At 73.2% G+C, this 23,000-nt stretch carries 20 protein-coding genes and 1 pseudogene; 13 read left to right on the forward strand and 8 right to left on the reverse strand.

The window, feature by feature from the left end:
• Positions 1-90 precede the first annotated feature (90 nt).
• Together ACI781_RS13585 and ACI781_RS13590 are read right to left on the reverse strand one after the other, a co-directional pair.
• A complete protein-coding gene (locus ACI781_RS13585; protein WP_456566641.1) occupies positions 91-525 on the reverse strand; it encodes a pyridoxamine 5'-phosphate oxidase family protein in 435 nt (144 codons plus the stop codon).
• Positions 526-540: 15 nt separating this feature from the next.
• Positions 541-1,716 (reverse strand): NAD(P)-binding domain-containing protein, encoded by a 1,176-nt coding sequence (locus ACI781_RS13590; RefSeq protein ID WP_456566642.1) that lies wholly within the window; start codon positions 1,714-1,716, stop codon positions 541-543.
• On the opposite strand from ACI781_RS13590, the gene ACI781_RS13595 reads away from it, so the two are divergent.
• A complete protein-coding gene (locus ACI781_RS13595; RefSeq protein WP_456566643.1) occupies positions 1,706-2,746 on the forward strand; it encodes an NADP-dependent oxidoreductase in 1,041 nt (346 codons plus the stop codon). The two genes, ACI781_RS13590 and ACI781_RS13595, sit on opposite strands and share 11 nt — an antisense overlap.
• Positions 2,747-2,974: 228 nt before the next feature.
• Positions 2,975-3,772: an acetoacetate decarboxylase family protein gene (locus tag ACI781_RS13600; protein WP_456566644.1), complete on the forward strand. Its 798-nt coding sequence runs from the start codon at positions 2,975-2,977 to the stop codon at positions 3,770-3,772.
• A gap of 190 nt (positions 3,773-3,962) precedes the next feature.
• Here ACI781_RS13600 and ACI781_RS13605 read toward each other — a convergent pair whose 3' ends face one another.
• The 5 genes from ACI781_RS13605 to ACI781_RS13625 form a co-directional block, all read right to left on the reverse strand.
• Positions 3,963-4,304, reverse strand: coding sequence for a cupin domain-containing protein (locus tag ACI781_RS13605; protein ID WP_456566645.1), 342 nt, complete (start codon positions 4,302-4,304; stop codon positions 3,963-3,965).
• A gap of 181 nt (positions 4,305-4,485) precedes the next feature.
• Positions 4,486-5,580 (reverse strand): phosphotransferase family protein, encoded by a 1,095-nt coding sequence (locus ACI781_RS13610; RefSeq protein WP_456566646.1) that lies wholly within the window; start codon positions 5,578-5,580, stop codon positions 4,486-4,488.
• Positions 5,580-6,854 carry an acyl-CoA dehydrogenase family protein gene (locus ACI781_RS13615; protein WP_456566647.1) on the reverse strand — a complete coding sequence of 425 codons (1,275 nt, stop codon included), beginning with the start codon at positions 6,852-6,854 and terminating at the stop codon, positions 5,580-5,582. The genes ACI781_RS13610 and ACI781_RS13615 overlap by 1 nt, the downstream gene beginning before the upstream one ends.
• A complete protein-coding gene (locus ACI781_RS13620; RefSeq protein ID WP_456566648.1) occupies positions 6,851-7,615 on the reverse strand; it encodes an SDR family oxidoreductase in 765 nt (254 codons plus the stop codon). The genes ACI781_RS13615 and ACI781_RS13620 overlap by 4 nt, the downstream gene beginning before the upstream one ends.
• 37 nt (positions 7,616-7,652) lie before the next feature.
• Positions 7,653-9,308 carry a class I adenylate-forming enzyme family protein gene (locus tag ACI781_RS13625; protein ID WP_456566649.1) on the reverse strand — a complete coding sequence of 552 codons (1,656 nt, stop codon included), beginning with the start codon at positions 9,306-9,308 and terminating at the stop codon, positions 7,653-7,655.
• 121 nt (positions 9,309-9,429) lie between these two features.
• Here ACI781_RS13625 and ACI781_RS13630 point away from each other — a divergent pair, with 121 nt between their 5' ends.
• On the forward strand, positions 9,430-10,179 hold the full coding sequence (locus tag ACI781_RS13630; protein ID WP_456566650.1) for a TetR/AcrR family transcriptional regulator: 750 nt from the start codon (positions 9,430-9,432) through the stop codon (positions 10,177-10,179).
• Between the two features lie 75 nt (positions 10,180-10,254).
• Here ACI781_RS13630 and ACI781_RS13635 read toward each other — a convergent pair whose 3' ends face one another.
• The gene (locus ACI781_RS13635; RefSeq protein WP_456566651.1) at positions 10,255-10,596 is read right to left on the reverse strand and encodes a cupin domain-containing protein; all 342 of its coding nucleotides are present in this window, start codon (positions 10,594-10,596) and stop codon (positions 10,255-10,257) included.
• A gap of 566 nt (positions 10,597-11,162) precedes the next feature.
• Here ACI781_RS13635 and ACI781_RS13640 point away from each other — a divergent pair.
• The 10 genes and pseudogenes from ACI781_RS13640 to ACI781_RS13685 all read left to right on the forward strand — a co-directional run bounded on the left by ACI781_RS13640 (position 11,163) and on the right by ACI781_RS13685 (position 22,815).
• Positions 11,163-12,911: an ABC transporter substrate-binding protein gene (locus tag ACI781_RS13640; RefSeq protein ID WP_456566652.1), complete on the forward strand. Its 1,749-nt coding sequence runs from the start codon at positions 11,163-11,165 to the stop codon at positions 12,909-12,911.
• A gap of 236 nt (positions 12,912-13,147) precedes the next feature.
• Positions 13,148-14,899 (forward strand): ABC transporter substrate-binding protein, encoded by a 1,752-nt coding sequence (locus tag ACI781_RS13645; RefSeq protein WP_456566653.1) that lies wholly within the window; start codon positions 13,148-13,150, stop codon positions 14,897-14,899.
• A 220-nt stretch (positions 14,900-15,119) separates the two neighbouring features.
• Complete coding sequence (locus tag ACI781_RS13650; RefSeq protein WP_456566654.1) at positions 15,120-16,874, forward strand: ABC transporter substrate-binding protein; 1,755 nt, start codon at positions 15,120-15,122, stop codon at positions 16,872-16,874.
• A 42-nt stretch (positions 16,875-16,916) separates the two neighbouring features.
• A complete protein-coding gene (locus tag ACI781_RS13655) occupies positions 16,917-17,882 on the forward strand; it encodes an ABC transporter permease (RefSeq protein WP_456566655.1) in 966 nt (321 codons plus the stop codon).
• A gap of 13 nt (positions 17,883-17,895) precedes the next feature.
• Positions 17,896-18,888 carry an ABC transporter permease gene (locus ACI781_RS13660; RefSeq protein WP_456566656.1) on the forward strand — a complete coding sequence of 331 codons (993 nt, stop codon included), beginning with the start codon at positions 17,896-17,898 and terminating at the stop codon, positions 18,886-18,888.
• Positions 18,885-19,997 (forward strand): ABC transporter ATP-binding protein, encoded by a 1,113-nt coding sequence (locus tag ACI781_RS13665; protein ID WP_456566657.1) that lies wholly within the window; start codon positions 18,885-18,887, stop codon positions 19,995-19,997. The genes ACI781_RS13660 and ACI781_RS13665 overlap by 4 nt, the downstream gene beginning before the upstream one ends.
• Positions 19,997-21,064 carry an ABC transporter ATP-binding protein gene (locus ACI781_RS13670; protein ID WP_456566658.1) on the forward strand — a complete coding sequence of 356 codons (1,068 nt, stop codon included), beginning with the start codon at positions 19,997-19,999 and terminating at the stop codon, positions 21,062-21,064. Before ACI781_RS13665 ends, ACI781_RS13670 begins: the two co-directional genes overlap by 1 nt.
• A pseudogene (locus tag ACI781_RS13675) lies at positions 20,965-21,234 on the forward strand (FAD-dependent oxidoreductase); the annotation flags it as partial. The gene ACI781_RS13670 and the pseudogene ACI781_RS13675, both read left to right, overlap by 100 nt.
• Complete coding sequence (locus tag ACI781_RS13680; RefSeq protein WP_456566659.1) at positions 21,119-22,402, forward strand: flavin monoamine oxidase family protein; 1,284 nt, start codon at positions 21,119-21,121, stop codon at positions 22,400-22,402. The pseudogene ACI781_RS13675 and the gene ACI781_RS13680, both read left to right, overlap by 116 nt.
• Entirely contained in the window at positions 22,399-22,815 is a 417-nt protein-coding gene (locus ACI781_RS13685; protein WP_456566668.1) for a RidA family protein, read from the forward strand. The genes ACI781_RS13680 and ACI781_RS13685 overlap by 4 nt, the downstream gene beginning before the upstream one ends.
• Positions 22,816-23,000 lie beyond the last annotated feature (185 nt).

Below are 23,000 nucleotides of genomic sequence, written 5' to 3' on the forward strand. Positions count from 1 at the left end.
CCCCGCCCCCGGCGACCGCCACGAGGAGGAGATCACGAGTTGGCCACGCCGGCGGCGGTCGCCGCCGGCGTGGTCAGGGTCGGTGCCGGATCAGCCGGCGGCCTTCGCGTAGTCGACCGTCCACCACCGCTCCGGGCGCATGGCCACCCGGATCGGGCGTGGGCCGGTGGCCGCCCGCGCCACGTACGCCTCCGCCGCCTCCGGGTCGAGGTAGCGGTGTGCCAGCTCGCGGACGTGCACGTCCGGCTCCGCGGGGGTCACCGTCGCCGTCCCCTCCACGGAGACGTAGGCGTAGGGCGACACCTCCGTCTGCACGCAGAGGGTGAAGCGCATCGCGGCCTGCAGCAGCCGGCCCTTGACCGTGTCCGGCTCGGTGAGGAACCACAGCTCGCCGCCGGGTTCGTACACGTACCAGACCGGCACCGCGAGCGGCGGGCCGTCGGCCCGCTCCACCCCGAGCACCCCCACGTGCAGGGCGGTGAGGAACGCCTCGCGTTCCTCGGTCGACATCGACAGAGCACCCATGACCCGTCCTCCCGGTCAGTTGCCGGCGACGGCGACGGCGGAGATGCCGAGGTCGCCCCGGCCCGCCTCGCACGCCTCGTCCAGGGCCTGGACCGCGCCCTCGAGCAGGCGGCCCCGGTGGCCGGAGGCGCGCACGGCGTCGAGGAACTCGTGCGCCGCGGCTCCGTACGTCGCTGCACTCGCCTGGTCGGTCCGGTGGTCGCCGCTGGCGAGGGCCTCCAGCACGCCGCTCATCTGCACCGCCAGCGAGCCCAGCAGGCCCGCGTCGGAGCCCTCGCGCAGCAGCTCGACGGGGATGCCGTTCGCCAGGGCGTAGGCGACCGACTCCGCGTAGGCGGTCAGCGCGGGGATGACGAACATGCCGACCGACGAGACGTCCATGACGGCCGCGGCGCGCACGTCCTCCGACAGGTGGTACGACGCGCCGCCGATGGCCAGCAGCAGCGGCTCGACCTCGCGGTGCGCGTCGGCCGGCCCGGCGTAGTAGACGACGGTGTCGGACCCACCGATCTGCTCGGGGTAGGCCATGAGCACCCCGTCGAGGTAGCGGCCGCCGCGGCCGGTCACCCACTCCGCGATGCCCGGGATGAGCTCGGGGTTGAGCGAGGTGAGGTTGACCAGGGTGCGGCCCTGCAGCGAGGCGTCCTGCAGCGCGGCCCGGACCGCGTCGTCTCCGGTCAGCACGGACACCACGACGTCGGCGGACTCGACGGCCTCGGTGGACGTCGCCGCGGCCCGCACGCGCTCGCCCACGAGGGCCTGGGCCTTCTCGGGGCTCCGGTTCCACACGACGAGGTCGTGGCCGGCGGCCGCGAGGGCGCGGATGACGGCGCTCCCCATCAGGCCGCACCCCAGGACCGCCACACGGGTGTCGCTCACTGCGCCTCCTCCGAGGCCGAGGCCAGGCCCACGCCCGTCCCTACGTTGGTCGGCACTCGTCGGCGTGGATCGTCGCGCCCCGGCCGGCGGGGGAACTAGACCGGTCGTGCCAGGTGATCCAGGCTGTGCGCCACCCGCGCCGTCGCGCGCGCGTGTCGACCGGACCTGTCGCCGGCCGCCGATCACCTGGCACGCCCGGCGTTGGCCGTGGCCCGGTGCCGGTGTGAGATGGGATCGGTGCCGTTCGGCGAGGTCCGCGGACGGTCCCGACCACCCCCATGCCACCACGGAGGACGCCGCAGTGCAGACCACCCAGATCCGACTCGCCGAGCGCCCGGTCGCCGAGCCCGAGGCCCGCCACTTCGAGACGGTGGTGCAGGACCTGCCCGAGGTCGGGGAGGGGCAGGTGCTGCTGCGGACGATCTACCTGTCGCTGGACCCGTACATGCGCAGCCGGATGAACACGGCCAAGTCCTACGCCGCCCCGTGGGAGGTCGGCGACGTCTGCATGGGCGCGACGGTCTGCGAGGTGGTCGAGTCCCGCAGCTCGCGGCTGGCCGTGGGCGACATCGTCCTGAGCTACGTCGGCTGGCAGACCCACGCCGTCGTCAGCGACCAGGTGGTCATGCGGCTGGACCCGATGGGCGTGCCCGTCTCGACCACGCTGGGGGTCCTCGGGATGCCCGGGTTCACCGGGTACGCGGGGCTGTTGGAGATCGGCCGGCCGAAGGAGGGCGAGACCGTCGTCGTCGCCGCCGCGACCGGGCCGGTGGGGTCCGTCGTCGGGCAGGTCGCCCGGCTGAAGGGCGCGCGGGCGGTCGGCATCGCCGGCGGGCCGGAGAAGTGCCGCGTCCTGCTCGAGGAGTTCGGGTTCGACGCGGCCGTCGACCACCGCTCGCCGACCTTCGTCGACGACCTGGCGGCGGCCACCCCCGACGGCGTCGACGTCTACTTCGAGAACGTCGGCGGGGCGGTCGGCGAGGCGGTCGTCGAGCGGCTCAACCGGTTCGCCCGCGTCCCCGTCTGCGGCCTGGTGTCCAGCTACAACGGGGCCACCCCGGCCGACGGCGGCGCCGGCCTGCACCCCTTCCTGCGCCGGGTGCTCAGCTACAGCCTGCAGGTCCGGGGGTTCGTGCAGGACGAGTTCCTGCCCACCCACCACGAGGCGTTCCTGCGGGACATGTCCGGCTGGCTGCGCGACGGGTCGGTCCGCTACCGCGAGGACGTCGTCGACGGCCTGGAGAACACGGTCGAGGCCTTCCGCGGCCTGCTGACCGGGAAGAACATGGGCAAGCTCCTGGTCCGGGTGGGGGAGGGCCCCACCCAGCGCGCCCAGGAGTGACGCTGGTCACCTTCACCGAGGCGACCACGACGGGCCCTTGCCGGTGACCGCGAGAGCGGGGACGCTGCGGGGAGGTGGCGACGACCACAGTGGCGCGGGGCAGCGGTGGCCCACCGCGTGCCCGTCCCGGCCGCCACACCCGCTGTCCCCGCCCCGGGCGCACCAGCGGGCAGGCACGCCCTCCCCGCGGGGGCTTCAGCAGTCCCACGAGACACGAGGAGATGCGTGATGACGTACGACTTGCGGGTCGACATGCCGGCCAGCTTCGGACCGTCGGCGATGCCGCCGGTCAGCCGCGGTGGCACGGGCCTGGTGGCCGGCGTGGGGTTCACGACGACGCGCGAGGCGCTGGCCGACCTCCTGCCGCCGTTCTACGAGCTCCCCGAGACCCCCCGCGTGCAGCTCAGCTACTCGCGGCTGGACGGCGTGGACTGGCTCGGTGGGCGCAGCTACAGCCTGATCGCGGTGAACATCCCGGTCGTCTTCCGCGGGGAGGAGCGGACCATCAACGGCCCGTTCGCCGCGGTCGTGTGGGAGGACGACACGAACTCGATCATCGCGGGCCGTGACTACCTGGGCATCCCCAAGCTCTACGCCGACATCCCCGACGTGGCGGTCGGCGAGGAGTCGTTCCAGGTCGGGATGTCGCTGTACGGCACCGAGCTGCTGTCCATCTCCTTCGGGGACATGAAGCCCGAGTCCGCGGAGGTCCTCGGCCACGTCAACGAGGCGTCGGCGACCTGGAACTGGCTGGGGTGGAAGCACGTGCCCGGCACGCCGCGCGCGGGGGCCACCGCCGAGCCGGACGCCAGCTACCCCACGATGGTGACGCAGGGCGGGACCTACGACCGGATGTGGACCGGCACCGCGGAGATCAAGTTCAACGCGGGCGCGGAGGACATCCCGATCTCCGGGCGCATCATCCGCCGGCTGTCGGAGATCCCCATCCTGGAGGTCGAGACCGCCTCGGCGATGCGTGTCGTCGACCGGCACCTGGACCGCAGCGCCACCGTCCGCCTGCGCTAGCAGCGGGACGTCACGCCGGGACCCGCCCCCGCGAGGGGCGGGACCCCGGAACGGCAGACAGCCCCGTCCCCCTCGACGAGAGGGGGACGGGGCTGTCTGCCGTCCCGGGCCGACCGTGCGGCCGGCCGACGTCGTGCGACGCGCGGACGACGGCCTGCTGCAGCCTCTCGCGGCCGCAGCAGGCCTCGGGTCAGCGGGACTGGCTGACGACGAACTTCCGCAGCGTCTCGTGGACGGTCCAGCGGGAGATGTCCTCCGCGTAGAGGACGCCGACGAAGCCCGGCCCGACGTCGACGGTCGTGCCGTCGGCGAAGTCCAGGGTCGCCCGGCCGGTGAGGATCACCACCGTCTCCTCCGCGGCCACGCCCTCCAGGACCCCGGGGGTCATCTCCCAGACGGCGCCGACCTCCCCGCCGTCCTCGCGCTGGTAGAGGACGTTGGCGGTGGCCACGGCGCCCGGGGTGATGCGCTCGGGCGCGATCTCGTAGGGGAGCATGTCGACGACGGTCGGGTCGATCACGGTGCTCTTCATCGGGTCCTCCGGCGGTGGGTGGGCGTGGGTGGGTGGCGTGGCAGCTGACCGCCCGGGCGCAAGCCTCGCGCCCGGCCGGACGGCCTGGTCGTGCGGTCGTGCCGTGCGGTCCGGTCGCCGCGACGGACGTCGAGGGCCGGCAGCGGGCACCGGCGTGCCGGGGCAGCGGCGGGGGAGGTGCTCAGGAGGTCCTCCCCAGGCCGGCGTACTCGCGGGCGCGCTCCAGCAGGCGGGGGACCCCCTCGGCGAGCGAGGGACCGAAGTGCTGGTCGTCCGGCCGCTCGCCCTTGAGCCAGCGGGTGTGGATCGCCTCGCAGAAGATGGCGCCCTTCCACAGCGCGAGTGCTTGGTACCAGGGCAGTGGCGCGAGGTCCAGCCCCGTGGCCGCGGCGTAGCGCGCGGCCAGGTCGGCCTCGGTGGGGAAGCCGGGGAGCGACGTGACCGGGGACAGCTCCAGCGGCGTGGGGGCCGCGTCCGGGCCGGCGTACGTCGCGGTGAGGTACCCCAGGTCGGCCAGCGGGTCGCCGAGGGTGGCCATCTCCCAGTCCAGGACCGCCTGGACACGGGCGGGCCCGGTCCGGTGGTACATCAGGTTCCCCAGCCGGTAGTCCCCGTGGACGACGGAGACCGCCTGGCCGGCCGGCCGGTTGTCGCTCAGCCAGCCGGCGAGCAGGGCGACCTCGGGCAGCGACCGGGTGGTGTTGACGTCCCACAGCCCGGCGAAGCGGTCCACCTGCCGGGCGAGGTAGCCGTCCGGTCGGCCGAGCGTGGCCAGTTCGCCGGCGGTGACGTCGATCGAGTGCAGCTGGACGAGGGTGTCGACGAGCGTGTCGGCGATCGCCCCCCGGTCGCCGTCGCCGTCCAGCCCGGCGGGCAGCTCGTCGGTCAGGACGACCCCGTCCAGGGCCTCCATCAGGTAGAAGGGCACGCCCAGCACCGACTCGTCCGCGCAGACCGCCAGCACCTCCGGCACGGGGACACCTGCCGGTCGCAGCAGCTGCTGGATCCGGGACTCGCGCACCATGTCGTGCGTGGAGCGCGGCAGCGGCGGCCGCGGGCCCCGGCGCAGCACGACCTCGGCGCCCTCGCGGCAGATCCGGTAGGTGACGTTGGACTGCCCGTCACCGATCCGCTCCCAGGCCACGGGGCCGCTGCCCACGCCCTGCTGGTCGAGGAAGGCGGTGAGCCGGTCCAGCACGAGCAGGGGCGCCGCAGGGAGACGGGTGGCGTCCTGCGCCGAGCCGACGACCTCGACGCCGTCCGGTTCGTGCTGCATCAGTGCCCCGCGCCGGCGTCGTCGGGGTGGACCGTCGCCTCGCCACGGCTCGGCTCGCCGGCCGCGACCGCCTTGCGGCGGGCGGACGAGGCGCGGCGGGCGATCGCCCAGCGGTGGGTCTCGTTGGAGCCGTCGTAGATGCGGAACGGCCGGACCTCGGCGAGGTACTGCGCGAGCGGCAGGCCGTCGGAGACGCCGTCACCACCGCAGAGCTGGATCGCCCGGTCGACCACCCGGTGGATCGCCTCGGAGCAGTGCACCTTGGCGATCGAGGACAGGGCCGACCCGGCCTTGGGGTCGGTGGCCAGCAGCCCGGCGGTCTTGGTGATGATCGCCTCGGAGGTCTCGAGGTCGATCTCGGAGTCCGCGATCAGCTGCTGGGCCAGGCCCAGGTCGGCGAGGGTGGCGCCGAACAGCTCCCGGTCGCGCGCCCGGTCCAGGGCGATGTCCTGCGCCCGGCGGGCCAGACCCAGCCAGCGCATGCAGTGGGTGAGCCGGGCGGGCCCGAGCCGCACCTGGGCGTAGGTGAAGCCCTTGCCGACCTCGCCGAGCACCGCGTCCTCGGCGACCTCGCAGCCCTCGAGGTGCAGGTGCGGGTGGCCGCCGTCGATGGCCCGGTCGATGGTGTGGATCGGCGCGCCGATCCGGATGCCCGGGTTGGTCATGTCGACGAGGAACATCGTCGCCCCAGCAGGGGCGTCCCCGTCGGCCTCCGTGCGGGCCATGACGATGCAGAAGCCGGCGCCGATGGCGCCGCTGATGAACCGCTTGTGCCCGTCGATCACCCAGCGGTCGCCCACCCGCCGGGCGACCGTGCGCAGCGCCGCCGGGTCGGACCCGGCTCCGGGGTGCGGCTCGGTCATGCCGAAGCAGGAGCGGACCTCGCCGGAGGCCAGCGGCGCGAGGTAGCGCTCCTTCTGCTCCGGGGTGGCGATGAGCTCCAGCATGCGGATGTTGCCCTCGTCGGGCGCCATGCAGTTGAGCGCGCTGGGGCCGATCGGCGAGTAGCCCGCCTCCTGGAAGACCGGCGACCAGTACTGGATGGGCAGCCCCTGACCGCCGTACTCCCGCGGCGCCTGGGGCGCGAACACCCCGGCCTCCTTGGCGGCGGCCTGCAGCCGGTCGCGGGTCGCCTGGTCCAGGCGCTCCCCGGGCGCGGGCTCGGCGGGGACGACGACCTCCCGGATGAACCGGCGGGTGCGCTGCCGCAGCTCCTCGACCTCGGGCGGGAGGGCGGTGGGGACGGTGTCCATGGTCGGCTCCTGGGTGGTCATGCCGTCCCTCCGGCTGTCTGCAGCCCACCGTCGACAGTGAGCACCTCTCCGGTCACCCAGGCGGCGTCGTCGGAGACCAGGTAGGCGACCGCGCCGGCGACGTCCTCGGGGGTGCCGAGCCGGCCGAGCGGGTAGTCCGCCGCCGTCTCGGCCTCCTTGCCCTCGTACAGCGCCTTCGCGAACTGGGTCTTCACGACCGCCGGGGACACCGCGTTGACGCGGATCGCCGGGCCCAGCTCGGCGGCCAGCGTCCGGGTGAGGTGGGCGACGGCCGCCTTGCTGACGCCGTACATGCCGATGCCCGGCGAGGGGGTGACGCCCGTGACCGAGGAGAGGTTCACGACGACGCCGCGCTCGGCGAAGCCCGACCCCTCGGCGGCCCGCGCGGTCTGCAGCCAGCCCAGCGGCGCGAGGACGTTCACCTCGTGGATCTTGCGGGCGACGCCGAGGTCGATGTCGGCGGTCGGCCCGTACGCGGGGTTGATGCCCGCGTTGTTGACGAGGATGTCCAGCCGCCCCCACTCCCCGACGACGCGGTCGACGGTCTCCTGGCGGTGCGCCGGGTCGTCGGCCTTGCCGGCGACGGCCAGCACGCTGCCCTCGGGCAGCGTGGCCGCGGCCTCGGCCAGCGGCTCGGCGTTGCGGGCGGTCAGGCAGACCCGGGCGCCCTCACGGACCAGGCGCTGGGCGACGGCCAGGCCGATGCCGCGGCTGGCGCCGGTGACGATGGCGGTCCTGCCCTCGAGACGACGGTGGTTCACACGTGCCCTTCTGTGGTCGGGGGAGTCGGAGAGATGCTCACTGCGGGGGCGCGGTGCCCTCGCGGAGCACGTTGCGGCGGATCTTGCCGGTCTGGGTCTTGGGCAGTTCGTCGACGACGTGCACAGCACGCGGCGCCTTGTAGGCGGCCAGGCGCTCCCGCGCGAACGCGATCAGCTCCGCCTCGGTCGCCGAGCCACCCGCGGCCAGCGCCACGTACGCGACCACCGTCTCGCCGCGGTACTCGTCGGGTTCGCCCACGACGGCGGCCTCCAGGACGGCGGGGTGCTCGCAGAGGGCGTCCTCGACCTCACGCGGCCACACCTTGTAGCCGGAGACGTTGATCTGGTCCTTGAGGCGGTCGACGAGGTAGACCCAGCCCTGCTCGTCGATGATCGCCACGTCGCCGGTGCGCAGCCGCCCGCCGGGCATGGTGGCGGCGGTCGCCTCGGGCTTCTGCCAGTAGCCGGGGACGACCTGGGGGCCCGCCAGCTCGAGCTCGCCCTGCTCACCGGGCGCGAGCGGGCTGCCCTCGGCGTCGACCACGCGGGCCTGGATGCCCGGCAGCGGCACCCCGATGGAGAGCGTGCCGCTCGGCTCGTGCACCGGGGCCCGGCGACCGGGCGGCACGGCGACCACGGCCGAGGAGGTCTCCGTCATGCCGTAGGCGTTGTGGACGTACACCCCGAACCGGCGCTCGAAGCGCTCGACCGTGGCCGGCGGGATGGGCGCGCCACCGGAGAACAGCGCCTTGGCGGTCCGGAAGTGCTCGGCCGAGGCGCCGGGCACCTCCGACAGGGCGTTGAAGGCGGTGATCGAGCCGATGGTGAACGTGACGCCGTGCTCGGCGAACGCCTCCAGCGCGACGGCGGGCTGGAAGCGGTTGGCCAGCGCCAGCGTGGTGTCGCCGAGCAGCGAGATCGTCGCGTTCACGACGGCGCCGGTGATGTGGAACAGCGGCGCCATGCCGAAGACGACGTCGCCCGGTGCCAGGCCCACCCACGCGGCGTAGGTCGAGGTGACCGTGAGCAGGTTGCCGTGAGTGTTCATCGCGCCCTTGGGCGGCCCGGTCGTGCCGGAGGTGTAGGTGAGCAGCGCGACGTCCTCCCGGGTGCAGCCGGCGTCCTCCGGTCGCTGCCCGCGGAAGCGGCCGACGAGGTCGACGAGGTCGCCGTCCGGCGCGACGGGGGCGCGCTCGGTGGTCGGGAAGACCCGGGGGTCGTTGCGGGTCTGGTAGTCCAGCGCCGAGGTGCTGACCAGCCAGCGCACGCTGCTGCCCTCGAGGGTCTCGGCGGTCTCGGCGGCGTCGACGTCGGCGCAGACCAGGCCGGTCGCGCCGGAGTCGTCGACCAGGCGCCGCAGCTCCTGGCGCCGGTACATCGGGTTGAGCACGAGCGCGGTGGCGCCGAGCTTCCACAGAGCGAGCAGGAGGACCGCGTACTGCGGGACGTTCTGCAGGTAGACCCCGACCCGGTCGCCGCGGCCGGTGCCGAGGCCGGCCAGGGCGACGGCCAGGGCGTCGGACTCCTCGTCCAGCTCGCGGACGGACAGCCGGCCGTCGAAGTAGGCGACGGCGACCGCGTCGGGGGTGCGCTCGACGCGCACCCGCCAGGCGGCGACCAGCGAGTCGTAGCCGCCGTCGGTCGTCGCGGGCAGGCCCGGGGGATAGAGCGCCGTCCAGGGCGTCTCGTGCATCTTTCGGGCCCTCTCCCTCGCGACGGGTGGCCGAGCGATCGCTCGGTCGGCACACTGGCCGAGGCCGCCGCGGGTGTCAAGCGCGGTAGGCCGTGCACACTGGCGCCGACGGTGGAGGAGGGTGGACGTCATCACGCTCGACGGGTCGATCCGGAACGCGGCCGACTGGCGGGACTACACGACCCCCGCCCTGTCCCCCCTGCTGCAGACGGCGCTGAGCCGGTTCACCGAGCACGGCTACCACGGGACGACGATCCGGCAGCTCGCCGCGGGCGCGGGGCTCTCGGTGCCGGGGCTGTACCACCACCACCCGTCCAAGCAGGCGCTCCTCGTGGCGATCGTCCAGGCGGCGATGGAGGACCTGTGGTGGCGCAGCGAGGCGGCGCTGGCGGAGGCTGGTGAGGACCTGACCCGGCGCCTGGACCTGCTCGTCGAGTGCCTCGTGGTCTTCCACGCCCACCGGCGGGACCTGGCCTTCATCGCGATCACCGAGATCCGCAGCCTCGAGGCGGAGGCCCGCGCGCGGCACATCGCCGCCCGCGACCGGCAGCAGCGGCTGATGGACGACCTCGTCCACTCGGGCGTCGAGCACGGGGTCTTCAGCACGCCCCACCCCCGTGAGGCGAGCCGCGCGATCGCCACCATGCTCACGGGTGTCTCGCAGTGGTACCAGCACGGCGGTGGCCTCACGCCGCAGGAGCTCGCGGCGAGGTATCGCACGATGGTGCGGATGACCGTGGGTGCGGCGCCCCCAGCGGGCCGGCGTCGCGCCGGGGACCCGGCGGGAGCCGAGGGTGGTGCAGCACCGCGGGGTGGTGATGTCCCGGCCCGCGGTGGCGGCCGTGGGGTGCTCCTGCCCCGGGGGCGGTAGCCGGGCCCACCGCGGGGAGCAGCGGCCGGCGGCCTCGTCCTCCCCGGACCGAGGAGGACGGGGCCGCCGCCGTCGTCACTTGGCGCGGCGGACGATGACCTTCCGCAGCGTCTCGTGCACGGTCCAGCGCGCGACGTCGTCCTCGACGACGACGCCGACCGACCCGGGGCCGATCTCGCTGACCCGGCCGTCCTCGAACTCGATCGTCGCGCGACCGCTCAGGACGACGAAGGTCTCCGCGCCCTTGACGCCCTCGAGGACGCCGGGGGTCATCTGCCAGACGGCGCCGATCTCTCCGCCGTCCTCGCGCTCGTAGATGCGGTTGGCGGTGGTCTCCGTGCCCGGCGTGATCCGCTCGGGCGCCACGGGATAGGGGTACATGTCGACGGTGGTGGGGTCGATGACGAGGCTCTTCACTGGTACCTCCGGCGGGGGGGTCTGCGCGTGGGGGCGGCGTGGTGCTCGACCGCTGCGGACCAGCCTGTCGTCCGACCGGGCGCCTGGGTTGTGCGCGCGTGCCACGCGGTCCGGCCGGCGTGACGTGGCCCACGTCCCCCCGGGGTGGCTCGAGCGGCGATGCGTCGGCATGAGAAGAGTCACCCCACGGTCGCCGGCGACGAGAACCCTCGTTCGGGGACCTGATCCGAGGCCGTTCGGCGACCCGGAGTGGCATCACGATTCGATTGCAAGGCGCGCCATCACAAGCCGGATCCCGCCGGGGGATGTGACGGTGCTCTCGGCCGGCACTCCTCGGAGCGACCGGGAGAGTGCTGACGGTCACCTCGCCGGTGCAGCCGTGGACGAGGGGGACCAGCCGCGATGACCAGCTCGGGTGCTGGCGCGCGGCTGCGCCCCCGCGTCACCGCCGGCCGCGCGCCGGCGTCCCGCGGACGCGGGGGGTGCCGGGCAGCAGCGGCCGTCGTCCAGGTGGCCGGCAGGAACAGGTTCGCCGCGTCTCGCGGTCCGACAGCAGGGAGAACTACGTGACGGAAGCCCGCGCAACACGGCGGAGCGGCTCGGGTCGCCGCATCGCCGCCGGCCTGACCGCCCTGGCGCTCGCCGCCACGGCGGCAGCGTGCGGGGGAGGGGACGACGACGAGGGCGGCACCCGGTCGATCTCCACCGAGAACCCCGAGCCGCAGGGCGACCCGCAGCAGGGCGGCAGCATCACGATGGCCCTGGAGGCCGAGACCAACGGGTGGCAGCCCGGGGTCAGCGTGCCCTCCAGCCCGGGCATGAACGTCATCTACTCGATCTACGACCCGCTGTTCCTGCCGACCGCCGACGGCGCGATCGAGCCCTACCTGGCCGAGTCGATCGAGCCCAACGCCGACTTCACGTCCTGGACGATGAAGCTGCGCGACGGCGTGACCTTCCACGACGGCAGCGCGCTGACCGCCGACGTCGTCGTGCAGAACCTCGCCGTCCTGCAGGACCCGAGCGCCAACACCGCCGGCAGCCTCGCCGAGATCGCGTCGGCCACCGTCGTGGACCCGCTGACGGTCCGCTACGACCTCGTCGGGCCGAACGCGGCGTTCCCCGACAAGCTCACCACCCTCGCTGGGATGCCGTTCTCGATGGAGAACTACAACGCGCTCGGCCAGGACGGCGCCAACTCCGCGCCCGTCGGCACCGGCCCGTTCGTCTTCGACGAGTGGAGCCGCGACGACCACCTGACCGTGCGGGCGAACGAGAACTACTGGGGCAAGGACCTCGGCCTCGGCCCGTTCCTGGACGAGATCACCTTCCGGGTCATCCCCGACGAGGACAGCCGCCTGCAGAGCCTGCTCGCCGGTGACGTCGACGCCTTCGGCACCCTGCGCCAGACCCAGGTCGCCCAGGCCCACGAGGAGGTCCAGGACGGCGCCGACCTGTCGCTGCACACCTTCATCGGGAACTCGGCCGGCCAGGCGCTGTTCAACACCCAGGTCGCGCCGCTGGACGACCCGCGCGTGCGCCGGGCCCTCGGCCACGCCACCGACCAGGAGCAGATCGTGGCGGTCCTCGGCGGCACCGGGATCACCCCGCCGGCCAGCCAGTACTTCAGCGAGAACAGCCCCTACTACTCGCAGGCCGTCGCCGACGCCTACCCGGACTACGACCCGGACAAGGCTCAGGAGCTGATCTCCGAGTACGTCGACGACCCGCAGCGCTCGGACGGCAAGCCCGTCGGCAGCCCCGTGTCCTTCTCGTTCGGCTGCCAGCCCGACCCGAGCCAGATCGAGCTGGCGCAGGCCTACCAGGCGCTGTGGGGCCAGATCGGCGTCGAGGTCGAGCTGAACCAGCTGGACCAGGCCACGATGATCCAGGACGTCATCGGCGGCACCGACAGCAACCCGCCGTTCGTCGGGGACTACGAGGCCGTCTGCTGGCGCGCCGGCGGTTCGGCCGACCCGCTCGGCACCCTCGAGGAGGAGTTCGGGCCGGTCGCCGAGCAGCCGCTGAACTTCCACAACTACAGCAGCCCGACCATCGACGAGCAGCTGCAGGTCCTGGCCACCACCCCCACCTCCGACATCGACACGCGCCGCGAGGCCGTGGAGAAGATCGGCCTGGAGGTCGTCGACCAGATGCCGATGACGTGGTCGGCCTCGACGGCCACGATGATCGGCACCCGGCCTGAGCTGCAGAACCTGTCCACCTGGCAGCTGCCCAGCGGTGCCGAGGGCGTCGGCACCGGCCTGACCGAGGGTGCGGTGACCCTCTGGGGCCAGGTCTGGCTCACCGACTGACCGTCGGCCGTTCCCGCCCCCGCGACGGGGGCGGGAACGGTGGACGCCCGGGCCTCTCCCGGCCCGGGCGTCCACCGTCGACCGAGGGGCCCGTGTCCGGCCGCGGCGCCGACTCGATCCCCCTCCCAGGACCCCCGCCGGTGCCGCGGGGGCCCGACCCAGGACCGGCCGTCGTCCCGGCGGTCGCGCAAGGCAGTCCCCGCCGCAACTCGCGGTCCGACAGCAGGGAGAGCTACGTGACGCAACTCCGCGCAACACGGCGCAGCAGGTCCGTCCGCCGGGTCGCCACCGGTCTGACCGTCCTGACGCTGGCGCTCACGGCAGCGGCGTGTGGTGGGAGCGACGACGACGACGACGAGGGCAGCACCCAGCCCCTGTCGACCGACAACCCGGAGCCGCAGGGCGACCCCCAGCAGGGCGGCAGCATCACCATGGCCCTGGAGGCCGAGACCAACGGCTGGCAGCCCGGTCTCTCCACGCCGGCCAGCCCCGGCTACAACGTCATCTACTCCATCTACGACCCGCTGGTGATGCAGACCGCCGACGGGGCGTTCGAGCCGTTCCTGGCCGAGTCGATCGAGTCGAACGAGGACTTCACGGCCTGGACGGTGAAGTTGCGCGACGGCGTCACGTTCCACGACGGCAGCGCGCTGACCGCCGACGTGATCGTGCAGAACCTCGCCGTCCTGCAGGACCCCAGCGCCAACACCGCCGGCAGCCTGGCCAACGTCACCGCCGCGACCGCCGTCGACCCGCTGACGGTCCGCTACGACCTGGCCTCGCCCAACGCGGCCTTCCCGGACGTGCTCACGGGCATCGCCGGCATGCCGTTCTCGATGGAGAACTACAACGCGCTCGGCCAGGACGGCGCCAACTCCGCGCCCGTCGGCACCGGCCCGTTCGTCTTCGACGAGTGGCGGCGCGACGACCAGCTCACCGTGCGGGCCAACGACTCCTACTGGGGCACCGACCTGGGCCTGGGGCCCTACCTCGACGAGATCACCTTCCGCGTGATCCCCGACGAGGACAGCCGCCTGCAGAGCCTCCTCTCCGGCGACGTCGACGCCTTCGGCTCGCTGCGGCAGAGCACGATCGCCCAGGCGCGGGACGAGGCCGCCGACGGCGACTTCTCCATGTACACCTTCCTGGGGAACTCCTCGGGCGAGGCGCTGTTCAACACGCAGGTCGCCCCCCTCGACGACGTCCGCGTCCGGCAGGCCCTGGCCTACGCCACCGACCAGGAGCAGATCGTGGCCGTCCTCGGCGGCACCGGGATCACCCCGCCCGGCAGCCAGTACTTCAGCGAGGACAGCCCGTACTACTCCGAGGCCGTGGCCGACGCCTACCCGAGCTACGACCTGGACAAGGCCAAGGAGCTCATCGGCGAGTACGTCGACGACCCGCAGCGCTCGGACGGCAAGCCGGCCGGCAGCCCCGTGTCGTTCACCTTCGGCTGCCAGCCCGACGCGAGCCTCATCGAGCTCGCCCAGGCCTACCAGGCGCTGTGGGGCCAGGCCGGCGTCGAGGTCGAGCTGAACCAGCTGGACCAGGCGACGATGGTGCAGGACGTCATCGGTGGCACCGACAGCACCCCGCCGTTCCTGGGCGACTACCAGTCGGTGTGCTGGCGGGCGGGCGCCCAGAACGACCCGTACATCACGCTGGGCGAGGAGTTCGGGCCGGTCGCCGAGCAGCCGCTGAACTTCCACAACTACAGCAGCCCGGCCATCGACGAGCAGCTGCAGATCCTGGCGACGACGCCCACCTCGGACGTCGACACCCGCCGCGAGGCCGTGGAGAAGATCGGTCTGGAGGTCGCCGAGCAGACGCCGATGCTGTGGTCGGCCAACACGGCCACGCTGATCGGCACGCGACCGGAGCTCCAGAACCTCTCCACCTGGCAGCTGCCCAGCGGGGCCGAGGGCATCGGCACCGGCCTGATCGAGGGCGCAGCCACCCTGTGGGGCCAGGTCTGGCTCTCCGAGTGACCGTCCGCTGACCCCCGCCCCCGGAGGGGGCGGGATCGGTGGTCACCCGGGCCGGACCGGCCCGGGTGACCACCAGGGGGAGGCCCCGGCGGCCTGACCGTCCCCCGCCCGCGGGAACGCGGCCCCACGCCGCCGGTCCCGGCCCAGGACCGACCGACGTCCCGTCGGTCGCGCACGGCAATCCCGCCGCATCCCGCGGTTCGACAGCAGGGAGAGCAACGTGACGCACGTCAGCGCAACCAGGCGGAGCAGGTCCGTCCGCCGCATCGCCGCCGGCCTGGCCGCCCTGGCCATCGCCTCCACGTCGGCCGCCTGCGGCGGCAGCGACGACGACGGCGACGGGGACGGCGGCCAGAGCCTGTCCACCGAGAACCCGGAGCCCGAGGGCGACCCCCAGGAGGGCGGCAGCATCACCGTCGCCCTCGAGGCGGAGAGCAACGGGTGGCAGCCGGGCGTGACCCTCCCCGCGGCGCCGGGGATGAACGTCCTCTACACCATCTACGACCCGTTGGTGCTGCCGACGGCCGAGGGTGGGTTCGAGCCGTTCCTCGCCGAGTCGATCGAGCCGAACCCCGAGTTCACGGCCTGGACGCTGAAGCTGCGCGACGGCGTGACGTTCCACGACGGCAGCGCGCTGACCGCCGACGTCCTCGTGCAGAACCTCGAGGTCCTGCAGGACCCGAGCTCCAACACCGCCGGCAGCCTCGCGGAGATCGCCGGCGCCACCGTCGTCGACCCGCTGACGGTGCGCTACGACCTCCTGGCGCCGAACGCCGCGTTCCCCGACCGGCTCACCGGTGTCGCGGGGATGCCGTTCTCGATGGAGAACTACGACGCGCTCGGCCCGGACGGGGCGAACTCCGCGCCCGTGGGTACCGGCCCGTTCGTGTTCGAGGACTGGCGGCGCGACGACCACGTGACCGTCCGGGCCAACCAGGACTACTGGGGCTCCGACCTGGGCCTGGGGCCCTACCTGGACGAGATCACCTTCCGGCCGATCCCCGACGAGGACAGCCGGCTGCAGAGCATGCTGTCCGGTGACGTCGACGCCTTCCAGACCCTGCGCCAGAGCAAGGTGGCGCAGGCCCACGAGGAGGTCCGCGACGGCGCCGACCTGGCCCTGCACACCTTCATCGGCAACTCCTCCAGCGCCATGCTGTTCAACACGCTGTCCGCGCCCCTGGACGACCCCCGCGTGCGGCGCGCCGTGGCACACGCCACCGACCAGCAGCAGATCATCGACGTCCTGGGCGGGACCGGGATCACCCCGGTGACCACGCAGTACTTCAGCGAGGACAGCCCCTACCACTCGGACGCGGCTGCCGAGGCGTACCCGGCCTACGACCTGGAGGCGGCACAGGAGGAGCTGCAGGACTACATCGACGACCCGCAGCGCTCGGACGGCAAGCCGGCGGGCAGCCCGGTCTCCTTCTCCTTCGCCTGCCAGCCGGACGCGAGCCTCATCGAGCTCGCCCAGGCCTACCAGGCCCTGTGGGGGCAGATCGGTCTCGAGGTCGAGCTGAACCAGCTCGACCAGGCGACGATGGTCGGGAACGTCATCGGTGGCACCGACAGCAACCCGCCGTTCCTGGGCGACTTCCAGACGGTGTGCTGGCGGGCCGGCGCGCAGAACGACCCGTACGCCTCGCTGAGCGAGGAGTTCGGGCCGGTCGCCGAGCAGCCGCTCAACACGTCGAACTACACGAGCTCCACGATCGACGAGCAGTTGCAGGTCCTGGCCACGACGTCGACCGACGACGTCGACGCGCGGCGCGCGGCCGTGGAGGAGATCGCGCTGGAGTTCGACGAGCAGATCCCCATGCTGTTCAACGGTGCGACCGCCACGCTCCTCGGCACCCGCCCCGAGGTGCAGAACCTCTCCACCTGGCAGTTGCCGAGTGGCGCGGAGGGGATCGGCACCGGCCTGTACGAGGGCGCCGTGACCCTGTGGGGCCAGGTCTGGCTCACCGACTGACCGACACCTGACGCCGTCCCCGGGTAGGAGGAACGAGGAAACGTGGTACGACTGATAGGCCGCAAGTTGTTGACCCTGATACCTGTGGTCGTCGCGGTGTCCCTGCTGACCTTCCTGCTGCTCAGCCTCCTGCCCGGGGACCCGGCGGTGCTCGCGCTGGGCTCCCAGTCGGTCTCGCCGGAGTCCATCGCCGCCGTGCGGGCCGACCTCGGCCTCGACCGGCCGCTGATCGTCCGGTACCTGGACTGGATGGGGAACGCCCTGACCGGCGACCTCGGCCGCTCCTACATCACGCGGCAGGAGGTCACCGAGGCGATCCTCGACCGCCTGCCGGTGACGCTGGAGCTGATGGTGCTGTCCCTGGTCATCTCGCTGGGGCTGGCCATCCCGCTGGGCGTCTTCAGCGCCTACCGGGCGGGTGGCCGGTTCGACCGGATCGTCACCGGGGCGACGTTCGGCCTGCTGGCGCTGCCGAACTTCATCTTCGCCCTGCTGCTGATCCTGTTCCTGTCCGTCGGGTTGGGCTGGTTCCCGGCGACCGGGTGGAGCGACCTGTCCGACGGGCTGGGCGAGAACCTGAGATCGGCGTTCCTGCCGGCGCTCGCGCTGGCGGTCACCGACATCGCCGTCTTCACCCGGCTGCTGCGCACCGACATGATCAGCACGCTGCAGGAGGACCACGTCACCATGGCGCGGGCCAAGGGCCTGCCCACCTGGCGGATCCTGTTCCGCCACGCGCTGCGCCCGTCCTCGTTCTCGCTGCTCACCGTGGCCGGCCTGCAGGTCGGCACCCTGCTGAGCGCGACCGTCATCGTCGAGACGATCTTCGCCGTGCCCGGCGTGGGACGGCTGCTGTTCGACGCCATCCAGTCCCGGGACCTGCTGATGGTCCAGGGCGTGGTGCTCGTGCTCGCGGTGAGCTTCGTCCTCATCAACTTCGTCGTCGACCTCCTCTACACGTTCCTCGACCCCCGCATCCGTTCAGGAGCCGCCCGTGTCCGCGCGTGACGACGCTGTCCCCGTGGCCCCCGAGGCCACCGGCGCCCTCGTGGGTGCCGACGCCGAGGCCGCCGGCGGGTCCGCCGTCGGCGCCGCCGAGCTGCAGGCCGGCTCCCTGAGCGGGGCGGTCGGCCCGCTGACCACGGACCCGGTGACCACCGGAGAGGTCACGACCGACCCGGTCACCGGCCGCCGCCGCAAGGGCCGCGGCGTCCTCTTCTACGTCTGCCTCGGCTGGCTGGGCCTCGTGGTCCTGGCCGCCCTCACGGCCGACTTCGCGCCGCTGCCCGACCCCAACGAGATCGACATCCTCGACAAGGCGGCACCGCCGTTCACCGACGGCCACCTGCTGGGGACCGACGGGCTCGGCCGCGACATCCTGTCGCGGTTGGCCCACGGCGCGCAGGTCTCGCTGGTGATCAGCGTGGCCGCCGTCGCCGTGGGCATCGTCGTCGGCGGGACGATCGGCATGGTCGTCGGCTACTTCCGCGGCCGCACGGAGACCGTCGTCATGGCGGTCATCGACGTGATCCTGGCCTTCCCCGGCCTGGTGCTGCTGCTGGCCCTGGTCGCCTTCGTCGGGCAGAGCCTGCTGGCGATCACCGTCGTGATCGGCTTCCTCTCCATCCCCGTCTACACCCGGGTCGCCCGCGCGGCGACGCTCGCGGTGAGCCAGCGCGAGTACGTCCTGGCCGCCGGCCTGATGGGCGGGAAGACCAAGCGCATCCTGTTCCGCGAGATCATGCCCAACGTCATCCTGCCGGTGGCGGCCTACGGGCTGATCGCCCTCGGCGTGATCATCGTGCTGGAGGGCTCGCTGGCGTTCCTCGGGCTCAGCGTCGAGGCCCCGGCCGCGACCTGGGGCTCGATGATCGCCGAGGGCAAGCGCCACCTGGACGACGCCGTCCACATCGCGCTGATCCCCTCGATCGTCATGTTCATGACCGTCCTGTCGCTGAACCTCGTGGGCGACGTCCTGCGCGGCCGCTTCGACGTCCGGGAGGCCAACCTGTGAGCACCACCGCGGAGCGCGCCCATCGCGCCGACGGCACCGACCCGGCCGCGCCGCTGCTGGAGGTCCGGGACCTGAAGACCTACTTCGACACCCCGCGGGGCATCGTGAAGGCGGTCGACGGGGTCTCGCTCAGCCTCCGGCGGGGCGCCAGCATCGGGATCGTCGGGGAGTCCGGTTCGGGCAAGACCGTCCTGTCCCGCTCGATCATGAACCTGCTGCCGAAGGAGCGCGCCGTCCCCGCGTCGGGGGAGGTCCTGTTCCAGGGGCGCGACCTGCGGCCGCTGTCGCCCAAGCAGATGCGGGAGTACTGGGGCCCGCAGATGGCGATGGTGTTCCAGGACCCGATGACGTCGATGAACGCCGTCGTCAAGATCGGGCGGCAGATCACCGAGAGCCTGCGCCAGCACAAGGACATCAGCCGCAAGGACGCCGAGGCGCAGGCCGTCCGGCTGCTGGCCTCGGTCGGCATCCCGGCGCCCGAGCGGCGTCTGGGGGAGTACCCGCACCAGCTGTCGGGCGGCATGCGCCAGCGCGTGACCATCGCGATCGCGCTGGCCTGCGACCCCGAGCTGCTGATGGCCGACGAGCCGACGACCGCGCTGGACGTGACGGTCCAGGCGCAGATCCTCGACCTGCTCGCCCGCCAGCAGGCGGAGCGGTCGATGAGCATGGTGCTGGTGACCCACGACCTCGGCGTGGTCGCCAACCGGACCGACGACATCGCGGTCATGTACGCCGGCCAGATCGTGGAGAAGGCGCCGACCAGGACGCTGTTCCGGCGGATGCGCCACCCCTACACCGAGGCGCTCATGCGCTGCATCCCGCGGGTGGAGAACCCGAGCCACACGAGGCTCGACGCCATCCCGGGGCGGCCGCCGGACCTCGCGAACCTGCCCACCGGCTGCCGGTTCGCCTCCCGGTGCCGCTACGCGCAGCCGGAGTGCCTGGCCGAGAACCCGCCGCTGGTCAGCGACGAGCCGGGGCACGAGTACCGGTGCTTCTTCCCGGTCGGCACCGAGGCCGGCGCGAAGGCGCTGGAGAGCAACACGCGGGCGGGCGAGACGGCCGCCGGCACGTCCATGGACCTACTGACGAAGGCGAGCGCCTGATGGCCGGCAGCGGGACGGCGCACCTGCGGGACCGGGACGACATCGTCCTGCGCGTCGAGGACCTGGTCGTGGAGTTCCCGCTCGGCGGCGGGCGCAAGGTGCACGCGGTGTCGGGCGTGAGCTTCGACGTGGCCGAGGGCGAGACCCTCGGGCTGGTCGGGGAGTCCGGCTGCGGCAAGTCGACCACCGGCAAGGCGATCATGCAGGTGCCCCGTCCCAACAGCGGGTCGGTGCAGCTGCGCGGCCGGGAGCTGACCGGGCTGCGGGGTGAGGCGCTGCGCAAGACCCGCCCGCAGATGCAGATGATCTTCCAGGACCCCATCTCCTCGCTGAACCCGCGGCGGCGGGTGCGCGACATCGTGGGGGAGGGGCTGTCGATCTGGCAGCGCGACAAGGAGGGCGGGGCGCAGGCGCGGGTCGAGCAGTTGCTCGCCGCGGTCGGCCTGGACCCGGAGACCGCGGGCGGCCGGCGGGCGCACGAGTTCTCCGGCGGCCAGTGCCAGCGCATCTGCATCGCCCGGTCGCTGGTGCTCGACCCGGACGTGCTCATCTGCGACGAGCCCGTCTCGGCGCTGGACGTCTCGGTGCAGGCGCAGATCCTCAACCTGCTCGAGGACATGAAGGAGCGCTACAAGCTCACGATGGTCTTCGTCGCCCACGACCTCGCGGTGGTGAAGAACATCAGCGACCGGGTGGCGGTCATGTACCTGGGCAAGGTGTGCGAGATCGGCTCCGCCGAGGAGATCTACGCCCGGCCGACGCACCCCTACACCAACGCGCTGCTGTCCGCGGTGCCGCGGCCGGACCCGGAGGCGGGGTCGACGGCGGTCCCGCTGCAGGGCGACGTCCCCTCGCCGATCGACCCGCCGTCGGGCTGCCGGTTCCGGACCCGCTGCCCGCGCGCCCAGGAGCGCTGCGCGGTCGAGGAGCCGGTGATCCGGAAGGTGGGCGACGACCAGTACGTCGCCTGCCACTTCCCGGTGGACGCGCCCGAGGCCCCGGCGGGAGCCGCTGCCGCGCAGACGGACGTGGCCGTCGCGGCGGGCGCGACGAGCACCGCCTCGTGACCCGGGCCGGCGGCGGCGCGCTCGACGGCGTGCTCGACGTCGTCGTCGTCGGCGGTGGTTTCGCCGGCGCGACGGCGGCACGCGAGCTCGTCGCCGCCGGCCGGTCGGTCGTGCTGCTCGAGGCCCGCGACCGGCTGGGGGGGCCGGACCTGGACCCGGCAGTTCGGCGAGCACACCGTCGAGATGGGCGGGACCTGGGTCCACTGGAACCAGCCGCACGTGTGGGCCGAGCTGACCCGCTACGGCATCGCGGTGCGCGCGGACGACGTCGACTTCGACACCTACCACCTCGGCGACCCCGTCCGCGCGGTGCCGGCGGCCGAGGTGGGCTCCGCCCTCGCCGACGCGCTCACCCGGCTCGTCGACGGGTACGAGGACGCGCTGCCCCAGCCGTACGCGCCGCGGACCGACCCCGAGGCCCTGCGGCGGGCCGACTCGGTCACGATGGCCGAGCGGATGGGCGAGATCGACCTGTCCTCGGACCTGGACGGCGAGCTGGGCGGGTTCCTCTACACGATCGCCGGCACGGACCTGACCGAGGCGGGCCTCCTCGGCACGCTGCGCTGGATGGCGCTCGCCGGCTGGGACCTGTCCCGGTACGCGGCGAACAACGTCTTCCGCCCGGTCGGCGGGACCCGGGCGGTCCTGGACGCCCTCACCTCCGACCCGCGGCTCGTCGTCCGCACCTCGACCCCGGTCCGCCGGGTGGTCGACGACGGGGCCGGCGTGGCGGTCACAACGGCCGGCGGCGAGACCCTGCACGCCCGGGCGGCCGTGCTGGCGGTCCCGGTCAACGTCCTGCCGACCATCGAGTTCCGGCCCGGACTGCCCGCGGCGCACCTGGACGCGGCGCGACGGGGGATGGGCAAGCCGCGCCAGGACAAGGTCTACCTGCACGTGCGCGGGGAGCTGGGGCTGGTGTCGGGGATGCTCCCGGCCGGCATGCCCCTCAACATGTTCCGCACCTACCGACGCCTGGGTCCCGACGAGCAACTGCTCGTCGCGTTCAACGCCTCGCCCGACGTCGACGTCACCGACCCCGAGCAGGTCGAGGCGGTCGTGCGCGGCCACCTCCCGGGGATCACCGAGGTGCTGGCGACCTGCGGGCACAGCTGGTCGGCCTCGGACCCGTACGCCCTGGGCGGCAACACCGGCCCGGCGGTCGGGGTCGTCAGCGACCACCTCGAGGCGCTGCAGCAGCCCCACGGCCGCCTGGTGTTCGCCGGCGCCGACATCGCGAACGGCTGGTTCGGGTTCATCGACGGCGCCATCGAGTCCGGCCTCCGGGCAGGCCGCCTGACCGGCGACGTCCTCACCGGGTCAGGATCTCCCGCATGACAGACGCCCCTTCCATCTCCGTCGACTCCGACGCCCACCCCTGGGGCGCCGGGGCCCCGTTCGCCCAGTCGGTCACCACCAACGCGCCGCTGGTCTTCCTGTCCGGCCAGTTCGCGATCGACGACTCCGGGCAGCTGGCGCACGCCGGGGACTTCGAGGGGCAGGCCCGGCTGGCCTTCCGCAACCTGGAGCGGGCCGTCACCTCGGCCGGCGCGACCCTCGGTGGCGTCGTCAGCATGACGGTGTACCTGAAGGACGCCGGTGACTTCGACACCATGCGCACCGTCCGGGCCGAGTTCCTCGACCCGCCCTTCCCGGCGGTGACGGCGGTGCAGGCGACGCTGATGCACCCGGACCTGCTCATCGAGATCGCCGCCGTCGCCGCGATCGGCGTGGACCGCACGGCCGGCTGACGGCCGGAGCCGGGCCGCCCCGGCCCCTGGTCAGGGGCTCGGTACGTTGGTCGGCGGCGACGGACGAGGAGATCATCGGCCGCCCGGCCGGCGCACCTGTGCGACGACGCCCGGCGACGGCTCCTCGTCGTCGTGGCCCGGCGGCGCCCGTCGCCGGGCCACCCGACCGCACCGGAATCGGAGAA

The sequence above is a fragment of the Blastococcus sp. SYSU D00695 genome (assembly GCF_054050555.1).